The sequence below is a fragment of the Pseudomonas sp. TE24901 genome (assembly GCF_054058375.1).
Genome location: NZ_JBSSAF010000001.1, coordinates 169,725 through 185,073, shown reverse-complemented (window position 1 = coordinate 185,073; position 15,349 = coordinate 169,725). Strand labels below are relative to the sequence as shown.

Here is a 15,349-nt window from a genome sequence, read left to right as displayed (position 1 = left end):
GTAGCATGGATGGCGCCCCACACCACGGCGATGGCAGTTCGGTTCTTCTGGTGGTCGACGACTACCCGGAAAACCTGGTCAGCATGCGCGCGCTGTTGCACCGCGATGACTGGCAGGTCGTCACCGCCAGCTCCGGTGTGGAGGCCTTGGAGCTGTTGCTGGCGCACGAAGTCGACCTGGTATTGCTCGATGTGATGATGCCTGGCATGGACGGCTTTGAAGTCGCACGGTTGATGCGCGGCAGCCAACGCACCCGCATGACGCCGATCATTTTCCTCAGTGCCCATGCGCAATCCCCATCTGCGGTGCTGGAAGGTTATGCCAGTGGCGCCATCGACTACCTGCTCAAACCCTTCGACCCCAATATTCTCAAGCCCAAGGTCCAGGCGTTGCTGGAGCACCAGCGCAACCGCCGTGCGTTGCAGCGCCTGAGCCATGACCTGGAGTCCGCCCGCGCCTTTAATGCCTCGGTGTTGGACAACGCTGCCGAAGGCATCCTGGTGGTGAGTGAAGAGGGCGTGATCGAGTACGCCAACCCGGCCATTTCGCGCCTGCTCAACGCGACGCTCCAGGAGCTGCAAGGTCGGGAGTTCCTGGGTTTCCTGCAAAAACCCCATGTGCCCGTGTGGCTGGAGTCGCAGATGATGGCCGGGTATCGCAAGGGCGAGACCTGGCGCCTGCACGACGCCATCTTGCGTACCGATCGCGGCCAGCAGGTACCGGTGGCCATGTCCTGTGCGTCGCTGCCGGCCGAGCGCAAGGCGATGGTGGTGACGGTGCTGGACATGTCCGAGGTGCGCCACCTGCATCAGCAACTGGAGTTCCAGGCTGTGACCGACCCGCTGACTGGCCTGCTCAACCGGCGCGGGTTTTACCAAGCGGTGGAAAACACCTTGCTGCGCAACGAACGGAGCGAACAGTCCCTGGTCTTGCTGTACCTGGACCTGGATGGCTTCAAGCGGGTCAATGATTCGCTGGGCCATGACGCCGGTGACCGGGTGCTGCGCTGGGTGTCGGAGCAGTTGCAAAGCTGCCTGCGCTCCTATGATGTGCTGGGGCGGATGGGCGGTGATGAATTCACTGCGTTGCTGGAGCTGGAATTTCCCGAGCAGGCAGCCAAGATTGCGGAAAAACTGATCGAACGGGTGTCGGTGTGCCAGCAGGTCGAGGGGCTGGATGTGATGCTAGGGGTCAGCATTGGCATCGCGACGTTCCCCGACTGCGGCTCGGACCTGAACGGCTTGCTGCGGGCCGCTGACATCGCCATGTACGAGGCCAAGCGTGCGGGGCGTCAGCAATATCGCTATTACGATCAGGAAATGAACGGCCGCGCCCGCTCGCGCCTGATGCTTGAAGACAGTGTGCGCACGGCCATCCAGAACAAGGACTTCACCCTGGTCTACCAGCCTCAGGTGGCCCTGGCCGATGGGCGGTTGCGCGGCGTCGAGGCGCTGTTGCGCTGGCAGCACCCCAGCGTCGGCGATGTGCCGCCCGGGCTGTTTCTGCCCCTGCTGGAAGAAGCGCGGCTGATCAGCCAGCTCAGTGCGTGGATCTACCAGCAAGTCGCGGCCCAGCGCCAGGCCTGGCAAGTCAGCTTCGACAGCGAGCTGGTGCTGAGCGTGAGCCTGAGCAGCAGCCAGTTCAACATGCCCAACCTGGCCAACCAACTGCAGCAGGTGCTCGAACGACATGGGCTGCAGGGGCGGCAGTTGGAGGTGGAAATCAGTGAAGACAGCTTGATGAGCAACCTTGAAGAGTCGACCAAGCAACTGCGGCTGCTGCGCCAGATCGGCGTGCGGACCGCCCTGGATGACTTCGGTTGCGGCCATTGTTCATTGGCCCATTTGCGCGACCTGGAGTTCGATACCCTCAAGCTGGACCCGCGCCTGGTGGCGCGCCTGCCGGCCTCGGCGCGGGATGCGGCGTTGGCGCGCAGCATTATTGAGCTGTGTGGGCATTTTGATGTGCTGGTGGTGGCCGAGGGGGTCGAGACGCTGGAGCAATCCCAGTGGCTCAAGGCCAACGGTTGCCCGTTTATCCAGGGGCCACTGGCGGCGCAGCCGCTGATGGCAGAGGAAGTGGCGGGCTGGTCGTCCCCGCGCCTGCGCTGAATTCGCTACACTGGCGCCCATTCGAATTCTGTTGCAGAGCCCATGACCGTCCTGAAATACCTCCAGGCCTATCCCGCCGCGCTCCAGGAGCAGGTGCGCCAGCTGATCGCCAAGGACCAGTTGGGCGACTACCTGGAAAAGCGCTACCCCGAGCGCCACGCTGTGCAGAGCGACAAGGCCCTGTACGCCTATGCCCTGGCCTTGAAGCAGGAACACCTGCGCAACGCGCCGGCCATCGACAAGGTGCTGTTCGACAACCGCCTGGACCTGACCCACCGCGCCCTCGGCCTGCACACCACGATTTCACGGGTACAGGGCGGCAATCTCAAAGCCAAGAAAGAGATTCGCATCGCCTCGTTGTTCAAGGAGGCGGCGCCGGAGTTTTTGCGCATGATCGTGGTGCACGAACTGGCGCACTTCAAGGAATCGGACCACAACAAGGCGTTCTACAAACTCTGCGACTACATGATGCCGGGCTACCATCAGGTGGAATTCGACCTGCGGGTGTACCTCACGTATCGCGACCTGCAGGGCAAACCCTGACCGCACAAGGCGACCACCATGGATGTGAGCAAGACAAAGAGCAGCTTCTACCGCCGCCTGTACGTGGCCTACCTGATCGACAGCGGGCTGGCCAGCAGCGTGCCTGCGCTGACCGACGTGACCGGCATGCCCCGGCGTACGGCGCAGGACACGATAGCGGCGTTGGCCGACCTGGATATCGTGTGTGAGTTCGAACAGGAAGACGGCGCCCGCAACCATGCGGGGCACTATCGGATTCGCAGCTGGGGGGCGATTGACCGGGGGTGGATTGAGGCGAATCTGGCGTCGGTGAAGCAGGTGTTGGGGTATCCCTGAAGCCCGACGGTGATCGCACCGCCGCCATCGCAGGCAAGCCAGCTCCCACCTTTAGATGGGTGAACACAGTCCAGATGGGGAAGCCCCCACCTTTTGATGTGTGAACACTATCCAAATGTGGGAGCTGGCTTGCCTGCGAAGAGGCCCTCAGTCGCGCCGCATACCAATGTGTGGAATATCATCCTCAAGGTATTCCTCACCCGCCACCACAAATCCATACCGCCCGTAATACCCCTGCAAATGCGCCTGGGCTGATAGAAAAATGGGCGTCTCGGGCCAGATATCCTCAATGCGCTTGAGTGTTTCTTCCATCATCCGATGCCCCAGCCCTGTGCCACGCGCCACGGGCGCCACAATCACCCGGCCTATCACCACGTCACCGCCTTGGGACTCCGGGTCCAGCAAGCGCAGGTAAGCCACCAGCTTGTCGTCCTGCCACGCCATCAAGTGATGGGTGTCGCCCGAGAGGTCTTGCCCGTCGAGGTCCTGGTAAACGCATTTCTGCTCGACGACGAAAACCTCATTGCGCAGGCGAAGGATGGCGTACAGCTGGTCCTTGCCCAGGTCATCGTGGTGTTTGCAGACCCATTCGACTGTCATGGTGTGCTCTCTTATGAAGTGTCTGTATCGATAGTAAGCGTGGCGAGCGGCGCTGTCTAAATCTGGCTTTTTTGTGAATAGCGTCAATTTGCCATCATTCTGTGCATTCGCCGCTGACTTCTTTGTGTAATCTGCAATGCAGTCTCATTGATGAGCTACTGTTAGAACCTCAGGTTGAGCCTGAGCTCAGGCCAACGCCTGCCCGCCAAGGACTTTGAGCATGCCGCGATTTTCTCGTGCCGTTGCTTTGATTGGAATGTTGCTGCTGGCAACACCGGTGCTTGCACAGCGTCTGCGCCTGGTAGCGGATGCCTGGCCTCCCTTTACCGATGCCACCTTGATCAATGGCGGCCTGGCCACCGACATCGTGACCACGGCCCTGGCCCGTGCCGGGTATGCCAGTGACTTCGAACAGGTGCCCTGGGCCCGCGCGCTGATGGGCGTGGGGGACGGACGCTACGACGTGCTGGTCAATGCCTGGTACGACGATGCCCGCACCCAGCTGGGGCAGTTTTCCGGCGAATACCTGCTCAACCGCGTGCGTTTCATCAAGCGCCGCGACGACCCCATCGACTACCAGAATCTGGAGCAACTGCACGACGAATCGATTGCCGTGGTGCGCGGCTATGCCTATTCGCCAGCGTTCGACCAGGACACCCAATTGCAAAAAGTACCGGTGCATAACTTCGCCATGGCCGTGCGCATGCTGGCGGCGCAGCGTGTGCGGCTGACGGTGGAAGATGAGTACGTGGCCCGTTACTATCTGGCGCGGGAGTCACCGCGCGTGCGCAATGCGGTGGAGTTCGTGCCCAAGCCCTTGACTGAAAACAGCCTGCATATCCTGGTGAGCCTGAAGAACCCGCAGCATGAGCAGATCGTGGCCAGCTTCGACCGGGAAATTGCCAAGATGAAGGTCGATGGCAGCTATGAGCGGTTGATGAAGGAACATGGGATGTAGGGCCCTTAGGGCCTCTTCGCGAGCAAGCCCGCTCCCACATTGAACCACGTACATCATTTGGAATGCGGTCGAATGTGGGAGCGGGCTTGCTCGCGAAAGCGATCTAAGCCTCGCTGGTATCCTTGATCAAATGCGCCGCCAACGTGCGCAACGGCCCCAACTGCCGACAGATCAACGCCAACTGCGTCTGCACCAACCGCTGCCCTTCATCGATCTCATCGGGCATCTGCTCAAGGTCCGCCGCCAAGGCTTCCTCCGCATCACTCTGAATCGCAATCGGCTGTTTGTTCGCCAGCCCCGTGGCGATCTCATCAATACTCGCCGCCAATGAGTTGCCCGCGCCGTCGATCAAATGCTCGCGCACTTCGGCCGGCAATTGGGTTTCCCGGTGTGCGCCCAGGCCAGACAAATAGCTCAGCAAGGTGTGGGACAACACCAGGAAGCGGAAGCCCACGTCGGCCTCCTTCCGGAAATGCCCCGGCTCCATCAGCATGTTGGCCAGGGTGGTCGACAGCGCGGCATCGGCGTTGTGTGCGTTACGGCGGGCCAGGCGATAGGCCAGGTCGTCGCTCTTGCCGGCCGCATATTGCTGCATGATTTGCCGCAGGTAGATGCTGTTGCACGTCAGGGTATTGGCCAGCACCTTGTTCAGGCGGCGGCCTTGCCAGTCCGGCAGGAACAGGAACACCGCCAGGCCGGCAATCAGGCTGCCCAGCAAGGTATCGAACAGCCGTGGCAGGAACAGCCCGTAGCCATCACCCACCTGGTTGAAGCAGAACAGCACCATCAAGGTGATCGCCGCCGTGGCCAGGGTGTAGCGGGTGGTACGGTTGATAAAGAACACCAGGCCTGCGGCGATGGCGAACAGCGATTGCACCAGCGGGCTTGGGAACAGGTCGAACAGCGCCCAGGCCACGGTCAGGCCGATGGCGGTGCCGACGATCCGCTGGCCAAGCTTGCGCCGGGTGGCGCCGTAGTTGGGCTGGCACACGAACAGGGTGGTGAGGATGATCCAGTAGCCTTGGGACGGGTGGATCAAATGCACCATGCCGTAGCCGACACTTAGTGCCAGCGGCAGGCGCAGCGCATGGCGGAACAGGAGCGAAGTTGGCGTGAGCTGGGTGCGCAGGCGCGTCCACATTTCCTTGAGGTTGCGCGGCGCACGGTCGAGCAGGCTGCTGTCGGTGGCGTCGGCCAGGGAATCGGGGTTGCTCGCGTCGCCCAGCAGGCGGTCGAGGGTGGACAGGTTGGCGGCCAGGGCACGCAAGGAACGCAGCAGCCCGCGCCAGGCCGGGTTGCTCTGGATGCGCAGGTGTTCCAGGGAGGCGTTCAGGTCGCCCAGGGCCTCGGCAAAACTGTCGTCATAGATGAACGGCTGGCGCAGCTGGATCGACTCGGCCAGGGTCTGGCAGGCCTTGCCTTGCTGGCGCAGCAGGCGCTGGCAGCGGAACAGCACATCGCTGTGGAAGAAGGCTTCGGCCAGGGCGTTGTAGGGGTAGTGCGAGGAACTGGCGCGCTCGTGGATGTCCTGGGCCAGGAAGTACAGCTTCAGGTAGCGGCTGACCTTCGAGCCTGGGCGACCATTGCCCACGCGGTGCAGGATGATTTCCTTCGCCGCATTCAATGCTGCGACCACACGGCCGTTTTGCTGGGCCAGATCCAGGCGGCGTGCTTCCACGTCCAACTGGCGGATCGGCTCGAACAACGACGACTTGAGCTTGAGGTAGCGCCCCAGCTCGCGGAACAACCGCGCCAGGCTCTGTTGCACCGGCTGGTTGGAAAACAGCGCCTGCCACAACACCGACAGCACGCCGTACCAGGCGGCGCCGGCCACCAGCAGCAAGGGCTCGTGCCAGAAGTCGGTCACCGCGCCGCCACGCTGGTCCACACCGATCATGGTGTACACCGACAGGATCAGCGTCGCCGAGGCAATCGCGCCGTAGCGTTCGCCCAAGGCGCCAAGCATGGTCAGGCAGAAGCTGGCCAGGGCCAGGGCGATCGCGAAGATCCAGGGGTAGGGAAACAGCAGCTCCACCGACAGCGCGGCGATGCTGAAACACACCAGCGTCACCGCCAGGGCGTTGAGGCGGCCTTGCCAGCTGTCGTCGGTCTCGGCCAGGGCGCTGGCGATAATCCCCAGGAACAGCGGGATCAGCAGTGTCATTTCATCCTGATACCAGCACAGCGCCATGCTGCCGGTGAGGGCGATGAATACCCGAACGCTGTAACTGAATTTATCCAGCGCCCACAGGCGCCGCATGGACTGCTTGAACGAGGTCGATGACATGAAGTCTGGAGTCTTCCGGGACGATGCCGCTAAATTGAGCCAGTAATGACGCCACGGCAAGCGCGGCGATCACATCTAACAGCAAAATTTATTGCACCCCTGCACCTGAATGTGGAATGCAGCCAATGTGGGAGCGGGCTTGCTCGCGAAGGCGGCGTGTCAGTCGGCACATGTATGACTGATCCACCGCCTTCGCGAGCAAGCCCGCTCCCACATTTTTACTGTGTTGATTCAGACAAATTGCGCCGCTGCATAGCCCGAAGCCCACGCCCACTGGAAGTTGAACCCGCCCAGGTGACCGGTCACATCCAGCACTTCGCCGATAAAATACAGGCCCGGGCTTTTCAGCGATTCCATGGTCTTGGACGACACTTCCCGCGTGTCCACGCCGCCTAGCGTGACTTCCGCCGTGCGATAACCCTCGGTGCCCGCAGGCACTAACTGCCAGCTGCCGAGCTTTTGCGCGATGTCCGCGATTTCGGCGTGGGTGTATTGCTTCATCGGCTTGGACGCAAACCAGGTTTCGGCCAGCAGGTTGGCCATCTTCTTGGTGAAGATCTCGCCCAGCAGGGTTTTCAGCTCACTGTTTGGGCGCTCGGCCTGTTGCTGTTGCAGCCAGGTGTGGGCGTCGTGGTCGGGCAGCAGGTTGATCTCGACCGTATCGCCGCTTTCCCAATACGAGGAAATCTGCAAAATTGCCGGCCCGCTCAGGCCGCGGTGGGTAAACAGGAGGTTCTCGCGAAAGCTCTGGCCGTTGCAGCTCACCAGGCAATCCACCGAAGTGCCAGACAGCTCGCCGCACAATTCCTTGAGTTGGTCGGTGATGGTGAACGGTACCAACCCGGCGCGGGTCGGCAGCAGCTCATGGCCAAACTGTTTGGCCACCTGATAACCAAATCCGGTGGCGCCCAGGGTGGGAATCGACAGGCCGCCGGTGGCGATCACCAGGGATTCGCAGCGCAACTCGCCCAAGGTGGTCTGCAACTGATAGCCGCCGTCGACCTTGGCAATTTCCTGGATCGAGGTGTCCAGGTGCAGGTCCACGCCGACCTGGATGCACTCGTCGAGCAGCATGCCGAGGATGTCACTGGACTTGTTGTCACAGAACAGCTGGCCGAGCTTCTTCTCGTGGTACGGCACGCCGTGCTTGGCCACCAGCCCGATGAAGTCCCACTGGGTATAGCGGGCCAGGGCGGATTTGCAGAAGTGCGCGTTCTGCGACAGGAAGTTGGCCGGCTCGGTGTACATATTGGTGAAGTTGCAGCGGCCACCGCCGGACATCAGGATCTTCTTGCCGGCCTTGTTCGCATGGTCGATCAGCATCACCTTGCGCCCACGCCCGGCAGCGGTCAGCGCGCACATCAAGCCTGCGGCGCCGGCGCCAATGATCACAACTTCGGTCGAGCGCACAGCAATGTCCTCACAAAAACTTAATATGAAATGTAATCAAATGTGGGAGCTGGCTTGCCTGCGATAGCGCCGGTGAATTCACCATCGCTATCGCAGGCAAGCCAGCTCCCACATTGATTCGGTTCCCACAGTAAATAGGTGGGATTCTTACAAGATCCGCACGCGCAACGAACGGCCCTTGATCTTGCCGTCGTTCAAGCGCTGCAACGCCTGCTTGGCGATCCCGCGTTCCACGGCCACGAACGCCTGGAAATCAAAGATCGCGATCTTGCCCACCTGGGCACCCGGAATCCCGGCTTCACCGGTCAGTGCACCCAGGATGTCACCCGGGCGAACCTTGTCTTTACGGCCAGCCGCGATGCACAGGGTGCTCATCTGTGGCAGCAACGGACCACCGCTTTGCGGTTTGAGGTTGTCCAGTTGGTCCCAGTTCAGCGGGGTTTTCTGCAACTGCTCGATGGCCTGGGCGCGATGCGCTTCGGACGGCGCCACCAGGCTGATAGCGATGCCGGTCTCACCGGCGCGGCCCGTACGGCCCACGCGGTGGATGTGGATTTCCGAGTCGCGGGCCAGTTCGACGTTGATCACCATGTCCAGCGAGTCGATGTCCAAGCCGCGTGCGGCGACGTCGGTAGCAACCAATACCGAGGTGCTGCGGTTGGCGAACATCGCCAGCACCTGGTCGCGGTCGCGCTGTTCCAGGTCGCCGTGCAGGCCAACGGCGGAAATACCCTTGGCCGTCAGGTGATCCACGGTTTCCTGCACTTGCTGCTTGGTAAAGCAGAACGCCACGCAGGAGGCCGGACGGAAGTGCGCCAGTACCTTGGTCACGGCGTCCATGCGCTCTTCCGGCGAGATCTCGTAGAAACGCTGCTCGATCTGGTCATCGGAGTGGAACGCTTCGGCCTTCACCTGTTGCGGCGCGCGCATGAACTTGGAGGCCAACTGCTTGATGCTCACCGGGTAGGTGGCCGAGAACAGCAGGGTCTGGCGGCGTGGCGGGGTCTTGCTGATGATGTCTTCGATGGCGTCGTAGAAACCCATGTCGAGCATGCGGTCGGCTTCGTCGAGGATCAGCGTGTTCAAGCCGTCCAGTACCAGCGAGCCCTTGCGCAGGTGCTGCTGGATGCGGCCCGGGGTGCCGACGATGACGTGGGCGCCGTGTTCCAGGGAGGCGATCTGTGGGCCCAGGGACACGCCGCCGCACAAGGTCAGTACCTTGATGTTGTCTTCGGCACGGGCCAGGCGACGGATTTCCTTGGCAACCTGGTCGGCCAGCTCACGGGTCGGGCACATCACCAGGGCCTGGCAGCCGAAGTAGCGCGGGTTGATCGGGTTCAACAGGCCGATGCCGAAGGCGGCGGTCTTGCCGCTGCCGGTCTTGGCCTGGGCGATCAGGTCCAGCCCCTTGAGGATCACCGGCAAGCTTTGCGCCTGGATCTGCGTCATCTCGACATAACCCAGCGAGTCGAGGTTAGCCAGCATGGCGGCGGACAGGGGCAAAGTATTAAAAGCGGTGGCGATGGTAGTCACGGGACTGGCTCTGCAAAACAAAATGTCGCGCAGTGTACCAGTCTCAACGGAATTTCCCTGCAAGTTCTAGACGAGAAGCCTGTTAATGCTCGATGTCGTGCTCGCGGCTGACCACGCGTTTGCCATCGGTGGGCGACAGTTGCAGGAAGATCGCCGCCGCCAGCATTGCCATGATGCCCACGGTGAGGAAGGTCAATTGGAACGCGCCGAGCACGCTTTCCACGCCATCGTTGCCAGCCTCGGCAGTAAAACCGCCGAGCAGCGCACCGGCGCAGGCCACGCCGAGGCTCAGGGACAATTGCGCCACCACCGACAGCAAGCTGTTGCCGCTGCTGGCCTGGGCATCGTCCAGGTCGATCAGGGTGACGGTGTTCATCGCCGTGAATTGCAGGGAGTTGATCGCCCCCAGGATCGCCAGCATGCACAGCAGCAGCGGGTAAGGCGTGTGTTCGCTGACCAGGCCCATGCTGGCCAGCATGATGCCGAGGAACAAGGTGTTGCCGGTCAGCACGATGCGGTAGCCGAGCCGCTCGATCAGGGTGCGGGCGATGGACTTGGCGAACATGGCCGCTGCCGCCAGGGGCAACATGCTCATGCCCGCTTCCGACGGCGAGTAGCCCAGCGCCACTTGCAGCAGCAACGGCACCAGGAACGGCAGGGCGCCGCTGCCCAGCCGCGCGAACAGGTTGCCGAGGATGCCCACGGCAAAGGTGCGGGTCTTGAACAGCACCGGCGAGAACAACGGGTTATCGATATGCCCGGCTCGCAACCAATAGGCCGCCAGGCACGCCAGCCCGCCGAACAGCAGCAACATCACCCGCAGGTGCGGCAGGTGCAGTTCGCCCAGGCCTTCCATGGCGATGGTGATCAGCACCATCGCCGCGCCGAACAGCAGGAAACCCACGCTATCAAAACGCGTGCGTTCGCTGCCGCGCAGGTCGGGGATCAGTTTCCACACGGCGTAGCAACCGACCATGCCCACCGGCAGGTTGATCAGGAAGATCCAGTGCCAGGTCAGGTATTGCACCATCCAGCCGCCCATGGTCGGGCCGAGCAATGGGCCGAGCAGGCCGGGGATGGTAATGAAACCCATGATCCGCACGAGCTCGGAACGGGGGTAGGCACGCAGCACCACGAGCCTGCCGACCGGCAGCATCAAGGCACCGCCCAAGCCCTGGATGACCCGCGCACCCACCAGCATGGTCAGGCTGCTGGACAGTGCGCACAGCAGCGAGCCAAGGGTGAACAGCATGATGGCGCCAAAGAAGATCTTCTTGGTGCCGAAACGGTCGGCGACCCAGCCTGAGGCCGGGATCAGCAAGGCGACGGTGAGCATGTAGGCGATCACCACGCCTTGCATGCGCAGCGGGTTTTCCGCGAGGTCCCGGGCCATGGCCGGCAGTGCCGTGTTGAGGATCGTCCCGTCCAGCGACTGCATGAAGAAGGCAATCGCGACCACCCAGGGTAGCCAGCGGGCGGTCTTGGCATCGAGCGGGACGCGATTCGGCATGGAAAACCCTTTTGTTAGCAGGCTATGTGTCGGCGATTATGCGCCATCCGTCGCTCCTTTTCCCACTGGCGGTTCGTCTATATCTGACAACGCGGCGTCCTTGCCTACCAAGAAGTCCAACAGCGCACGGTGCACCGCCAAGGCGGACTCGCGGGACTCCAGGTCGAGCAAATGGCCGGTGTGCTCGGCCACGGCAAAACTGCTGCGCCCTACGTATTGCTTGAACAACTGCGCCTCGGCGGCCGGGGTGTATTCGTCCAGCGTGCCGTTGAGGAAATGCACCGGCGTTTCAATCTGCTTGAGGGCCGGCAGGTAGTTGCCATCACCCAAGGCCAGCACCTGGTGGATATGAAAGCGCGCCTGACGGTACTCCGTGGTGGCCATGCTCGACAGGTGGCGATGGTTGTTGCGCTTGAGCCGGGGTGACAGGTATTTGCCGACGGTCTCGTTGAGCAAATGACCCACGGCCGACTTGTCATCGGCCTCGATCAGCACGCGCACACGCTCCACGTAGTCGAGCATGGCCTTATTGAGGTTGGGCGCCAGGGCCATCACCACCGAGCTTTCGATGGAGGGCGGGTTGTGGGCCAGGGTCAGCAGCGTGGAGATGCCGCCCCAGGAGGCCGACACCAGGTGGTTGACCTCAAAGCGCTCCACCAGGGCGCGGAGCATTTGCACCTCGTCGTCCTTGGTCACCAGGTCGAGGTCGGTGTTGTATTCGCGCGAGTAGCCCGAAAAGGGCAGGTCGAACAGCAACACGTTGAAGTGTTCCGCCAGGCATTTGCTGGTGCGCGCAAACGAGCGGGTGGTGGACAGCGCGCCGTTGACCATCAGCACGGTTTTCTTTTGCGGGTCGTTACCCAGTTGCTCTATGTGAACGTTGTAGTGCTTGAACAGCCTTTCAATGACAAAACTTCCATGGTTCATGTCAACGCTCCAGCTTGCCCTTTCCCGGGCAAGGTCGTGCATCACTTGGTCTCAAGTGGTTTAAGGGCGGCGGGGTTGGAATTATTGTTACCGCACGGACGTGGCTAGGTGCCACTAACCGTTATAACGGGGAATCTGGAGGGGAACAACAGGCCGAATGGCCAAAGTATGGAGAAGGGAAGCGTCGTCGCCGTGACGGTAATTCCCCTGTAGGAGCCGGCTTGCCGGCGATGGCGTCCTTAAGCGTGGTGCTTGGCTTACGGGCCCTATCGCTGGCAAGCCGGCTCCTACAAGGGGTGGGTTACAGGGTTAGGGTCAGGCGTTTGACCAGGGCGCCCGGTAGGAGATTGGACGCGGTGTTGCGCTGGCCGTAGGTGCTGGCCGACAACAGCAGTTCCCGATCAGCGGTCAGGGCTTCGAGTTGCGAGCCGAGCAGGCTGTACACGCTGTCATCAAAACGCATGGTGCTGACCGGCGCCTTTATCTCGCCGTCTTCCACCCAGAACGTGGCGAAACGCGTCATGCCGGTCAGGCGGGCGGCGGGCAGGTCGGAGTAGTTCAGGTACCACAGGTTGCTGATGTACAACCCGGTGCCCAACTGCTTGAGGATATCGGCCTGGGCCAAGTCGCCTGCCGCCATCTGCAAGGCGCTGGGGGATTCATCGCTGCTGGCGCCGTTAGTGCTCAAGCCATATTCGGCAGCACTGCGCGAGTTGATCAACTGACCTCGCGCCTTGCCTGCATTGATCAGCGTGACATCGCCACGCGGGTAGCCTTCGGTGGAAAACGCCTGGCTCAGGGAACCACTGATCTGTTCATCCACCGTCACCAGCGGGCTCAGGGATTGCTCGCCGGCGTACAGCTTCTGCAACGAACTGCCTTTGCTGGCGATGGCCTGGGCAGAAAAACCACCCCAGGTGATGATGCTGATGATTTCTTCAATCGCCGCCGGGGCCAGGTAGGCGCGGTATTGCCCGGGTGCGAGGGTGTGCAGCGGTCGGCCAAGGAACTCAAGTCTCTCGCGGGCCTGCTGGAAGCGTTCGGCGAACTCGGCGCTGTCCCAGGTGTGCCCGGCGTAGCTGGCTTTTACCGCTTCGCCATTGGCGTGGAACAGGCTGAAATCAAAGTTGAAGCTATTGGCGCGATGCCAGCCGAACGCACCGTCGGAGCTGGCGAAGCCACGGCTGATGGGGCCAGCGGCGTAGAACCCGACCAGGTCAACACCTTCAGCAGCCTGGCTGATTTCCTCCAACACCCGGGCCAGGTCAGGCAGCGGTCGCGTTTGTTCGTTGTTACTTTGCCAGGCGTTGTGATTGAGCAGCAGGTACGGGTCCTCTGGCAGCAGCGGCAGCGTTTCGCGCAGCTGTTGCAGGCCATCGGCGAGGCGCTGACGGTCCAGCTCCGGCTCGCCGGACAGGGTAATGCCCAGGTCGGCGTGGCGGCCGTCATTGATCAGTTTCAGGTTGAGGCTGGCCTGTTGCACCTGGCCCGCCTGGCGCACCTTGGCGTGGTTGAAGCGCACGAACTCGGACGCTTCATCGGCATAACCCAGGTGGAATTGCTCGTTGTCGGTGATGGCGTGCTTGAGCCATTCCACCAATGCCTTGAAGTTGTTCATCAGGCGTCTCCCCCAAATACATCGACATCACTGAATACGCAGGCGGGCGAGGCATGGCCGACGCGGATCACCTGGTTGGGTTCGCCTTTGCCGCAGTTGGGCGTGCCCAGTACCTTGAAGGTGGTGGCGTCGCCGACCGCGCTGAGGTTGCGCCAGAAGTGCGCGGAAATGGCGCGGTAGTTGGGGTTCTTCACCACGCCTTTGAGCTCGCCGTTCTCGATCAACTGGCCCCACTCGCAGCCGAACTGGAACTTGTTGCGCGCATCGTCGATGGACCACGAACGGTTGGTCGACATCAGGATGCCGTTTTCCACACCGCCAATCAGTTGCGCAAGGCTCTGATCGCCGGCTTCGATATTCAGGTTGGCCATGCGGTCGATGGGCGCGCGGTTCCAACTGCTGGCACGGCTGTTGGCCACGCCGCTCATGCCCGAACGAAATTGCGACAATGCGCCGCCCAGCGGCTTGAGCAGCAGCCCTTCGCGGATCAGGAACTGCTTGCTGGCGGCGGTGCCGTCGTCGTCATGGCCGTAGCTGGCGAGTTGCTCCGGGATGTCCGGGTCGAAGGTCACGTTGAGTAGTTTGGAGCCGTATTGCAGGTGGCCGAAATCGCTGGCCTTCACAAAGCTGGTGCCGGCGTAGTTGCGTTCATCACCGAGAATGCGGTCCAGTTCCAGCGGATGGCCGATGGACTCGTGGATCTGCAGGATCATCTGGTCGGGCATCAGCAACAGGTCGCGCGGGCCGTTGGGCGTGTTGGGCGCGAGCAGCAGTTGCAGCGCTTCGTCGGCGATGCGCGGCGCGGCGCCCACCAGGCCGAAACGGCTGATCACATCAAAGCCGCCTTGCTGACCGAAGTTGCTGCCGCCCAGGGTGCGGGTCTGGCTGTCGTTGCCGTCGTAGGCGGTGACGTTGACGCCAGGGAACACAAAACGCTGGGCCTGGCGCAGTTCGGCGCCGGCGTTGTTGAGGTAGATCTGTTCGACGTGGGTCAGGCCGAGGCTGACTTCCCAGTTCACCAGGCGCTCATCCTTCGGCACGGCGGCCGACTCGCTGCCGAGCAATGCGTAGCAGTCGCTCAAGGAAGGGAAGGGCTGTTGAAGCTCGGGCGACAGGTAGTCGGCGACGTCGCTGGAGACGTGTTGATCGCGCAGGTCGAGCAGGGCGTGGGGCTTGATCTGCCGCGCTTGCTGTTCGGCGCGTTCGAGGGCGGCTTGCAGGCCCGCGAGGGAAATATCGTTAGTGGCGGCGTAGGCTTCGACGCCGTTGAGGCGCACGGTGAGCATCGCGCCTTCGTCGTGGCTCAGGTGGGGCGGCTCGGCGACGTTCTTGCGGACCGACAGGTATTGGCCGGATTCGCGGACGTAACGCAGCGAGAAGAATTCGGCGCGGGTGCGCAGGGCACTGAAGTGCTGCTTGAGTGTGGCGTGGTAGTCGAACATGGGGCCTTCCTTGTGGGCGGCTCGGCGCGGGCAGGCAAACAGAGTAGGCCTGGGCTGGGAGCTGATCAAGGAAAGGCGATCATTGTAGTGAGCGG

At 62.1% G+C, this 15,349-nt stretch carries 12 protein-coding genes; 4 read left to right on the top strand and 8 right to left on the bottom strand.

The window, feature by feature from the left end:
- Nucleotides 1–5 precede the first annotated feature (5 nt).
- The 3 genes from ACVWVP_RS00810 to ACVWVP_RS00800 are packed head-to-tail and all read left to right on the top strand — an operon-like array spanning nucleotide 6 to nucleotide 2,969.
- Complete coding sequence (locus ACVWVP_RS00810; RefSeq protein WP_457404199.1) at nucleotides 6–2,111, top strand: putative bifunctional diguanylate cyclase/phosphodiesterase; 2,106 nt, start codon at nucleotides 6–8, stop codon at nucleotides 2,109–2,111.
- Between the two features lie 42 nt (nucleotides 2,112–2,153).
- On the top strand, nucleotides 2,154–2,654 hold the full coding sequence (locus tag ACVWVP_RS00805) for a M48 metallopeptidase family protein (protein ID WP_176996707.1): 501 nt from the start codon (nucleotides 2,154–2,156) through the stop codon (nucleotides 2,652–2,654).
- Between the two features lie 18 nt (nucleotides 2,655–2,672).
- Nucleotides 2,673–2,969 (top strand): winged helix-turn-helix domain-containing protein, encoded by a 297-nt coding sequence (locus ACVWVP_RS00800; RefSeq protein ID WP_178920092.1) that lies wholly within the window; start codon nucleotides 2,673–2,675, stop codon nucleotides 2,967–2,969.
- A 147-nt stretch (nucleotides 2,970–3,116) separates the two neighbouring features.
- On the opposite strand, the gene ACVWVP_RS00795 is transcribed toward ACVWVP_RS00800, so the two are convergent.
- Nucleotides 3,117–3,569 carry a GNAT family N-acetyltransferase gene (locus tag ACVWVP_RS00795; RefSeq protein WP_457404196.1) on the bottom strand — a complete coding sequence of 151 codons (453 nt, stop codon included), beginning with the start codon at nucleotides 3,567–3,569 and terminating at the stop codon, nucleotides 3,117–3,119.
- A gap of 220 nt (nucleotides 3,570–3,789) precedes the next feature.
- On the opposite strand from ACVWVP_RS00795, the gene ACVWVP_RS00790 reads away from it, so the two are divergent.
- Entirely contained in the window at nucleotides 3,790–4,527 is a 738-nt protein-coding gene (locus ACVWVP_RS00790) for a substrate-binding periplasmic protein (RefSeq protein ID WP_457404194.1), read from the top strand.
- 103 nt (nucleotides 4,528–4,630) lie between these two features.
- Here ACVWVP_RS00790 and yccS read toward each other — a convergent pair whose 3' ends face one another.
- The 7 genes from yccS to ACVWVP_RS00755 form a co-directional block, all read right to left on the bottom strand.
- A complete protein-coding gene (gene yccS, locus ACVWVP_RS00785) occupies nucleotides 4,631–6,814 on the bottom strand; it encodes a YccS family putative transporter (RefSeq protein WP_457404192.1) in 2,184 nt (727 codons plus the stop codon).
- Between the two features lie 231 nt (nucleotides 6,815–7,045).
- Nucleotides 7,046–8,224 (bottom strand): NAD(P)/FAD-dependent oxidoreductase, encoded by a 1,179-nt coding sequence (locus ACVWVP_RS00780; protein ID WP_457404191.1) that lies wholly within the window; start codon nucleotides 8,222–8,224, stop codon nucleotides 7,046–7,048.
- A 147-nt stretch (nucleotides 8,225–8,371) separates the two neighbouring features.
- Entirely contained in the window at nucleotides 8,372–9,709 is a 1,338-nt protein-coding gene (gene dbpA, locus ACVWVP_RS00775; RefSeq protein WP_256349848.1) for an ATP-dependent RNA helicase DbpA, read from the bottom strand.
- Between the two features lie 130 nt (nucleotides 9,710–9,839).
- A complete protein-coding gene (mdtD, locus tag ACVWVP_RS00770; RefSeq protein ID WP_178919853.1) occupies nucleotides 9,840–11,267 on the bottom strand; it encodes a multidrug transporter subunit MdtD in 1,428 nt (475 codons plus the stop codon).
- A 36-nt stretch (nucleotides 11,268–11,303) separates the two neighbouring features.
- Nucleotides 11,304–12,194 carry an alpha/beta fold hydrolase gene (locus tag ACVWVP_RS00765; protein WP_259172123.1) on the bottom strand — a complete coding sequence of 297 codons (891 nt, stop codon included), beginning with the start codon at nucleotides 12,192–12,194 and terminating at the stop codon, nucleotides 11,304–11,306.
- A gap of 301 nt (nucleotides 12,195–12,495) precedes the next feature.
- Entirely contained in the window at nucleotides 12,496–13,812 is a 1,317-nt protein-coding gene (locus ACVWVP_RS00760; RefSeq protein ID WP_457404188.1) for a TldD/PmbA family protein, read from the bottom strand.
- A complete protein-coding gene (locus tag ACVWVP_RS00755; RefSeq protein ID WP_178919856.1) occupies nucleotides 13,812–15,254 on the bottom strand; it encodes a TldD/PmbA family protein in 1,443 nt (480 codons plus the stop codon). The genes ACVWVP_RS00760 and ACVWVP_RS00755 overlap by 1 nt, the downstream gene beginning before the upstream one ends.
- Between the last annotated feature and the right edge of the window lie 95 nt (nucleotides 15,255–15,349).

What these genes read in the sequence shown, in the direction of transcription:
- ACVWVP_RS00805 (WP_176996707.1), top strand. Translation starts at nt 2,154, where the DNA reads ATGACCGTCCTGAAATACCTCCAGGCCTATCCCGCCGCGCTCCAGGAG.
- yccS (WP_457404192.1), bottom strand. Translation starts at nt 6,814, where the DNA reads ATGTCATCGACCTCGTTCAAGCAGTCCATGCGGCGCCTGTGGGCGCTG.
- ACVWVP_RS00795 (WP_457404196.1), bottom strand. Translation starts at nt 3,569, where the DNA reads ATGACAGTCGAATGGGTCTGCAAACACCACGATGACCTGGGCAAGGAC.
- ACVWVP_RS00765 (WP_259172123.1), bottom strand. Translation starts at nt 12,194, where the DNA reads ATGAACCATGGAAGTTTTGTCATTGAAAGGCTGTTCAAGCACTACAAC.
- mdtD (WP_178919853.1), bottom strand. Translation starts at nt 11,267, where the DNA reads ATGCCGAATCGCGTCCCGCTCGATGCCAAGACCGCCCGCTGGCTACCC.
- ACVWVP_RS00760 (WP_457404188.1), bottom strand. Translation starts at nt 13,812, where the DNA reads ATGAACAACTTCAAGGCATTGGTGGAATGGCTCAAGCACGCCATCACC.
- ACVWVP_RS00790 (WP_457404194.1), top strand. Translation starts at nt 3,790, where the DNA reads ATGCCGCGATTTTCTCGTGCCGTTGCTTTGATTGGAATGTTGCTGCTG.
- ACVWVP_RS00810 (WP_457404199.1), top strand. Translation starts at nt 6, where the DNA reads ATGGATGGCGCCCCACACCACGGCGATGGCAGTTCGGTTCTTCTGGTG.
- dbpA (WP_256349848.1), bottom strand. Translation starts at nt 9,709, where the DNA reads ATGCTGGCTAACCTCGACTCGCTGGGTTATGTCGAGATGACGCAGATC.
- ACVWVP_RS00755 (WP_178919856.1), bottom strand. Translation starts at nt 15,254, where the DNA reads ATGTTCGACTACCACGCCACACTCAAGCAGCACTTCAGTGCCCTGCGC.
- ACVWVP_RS00800 (WP_178920092.1), top strand. Translation starts at nt 2,673, where the DNA reads ATGGATGTGAGCAAGACAAAGAGCAGCTTCTACCGCCGCCTGTACGTG.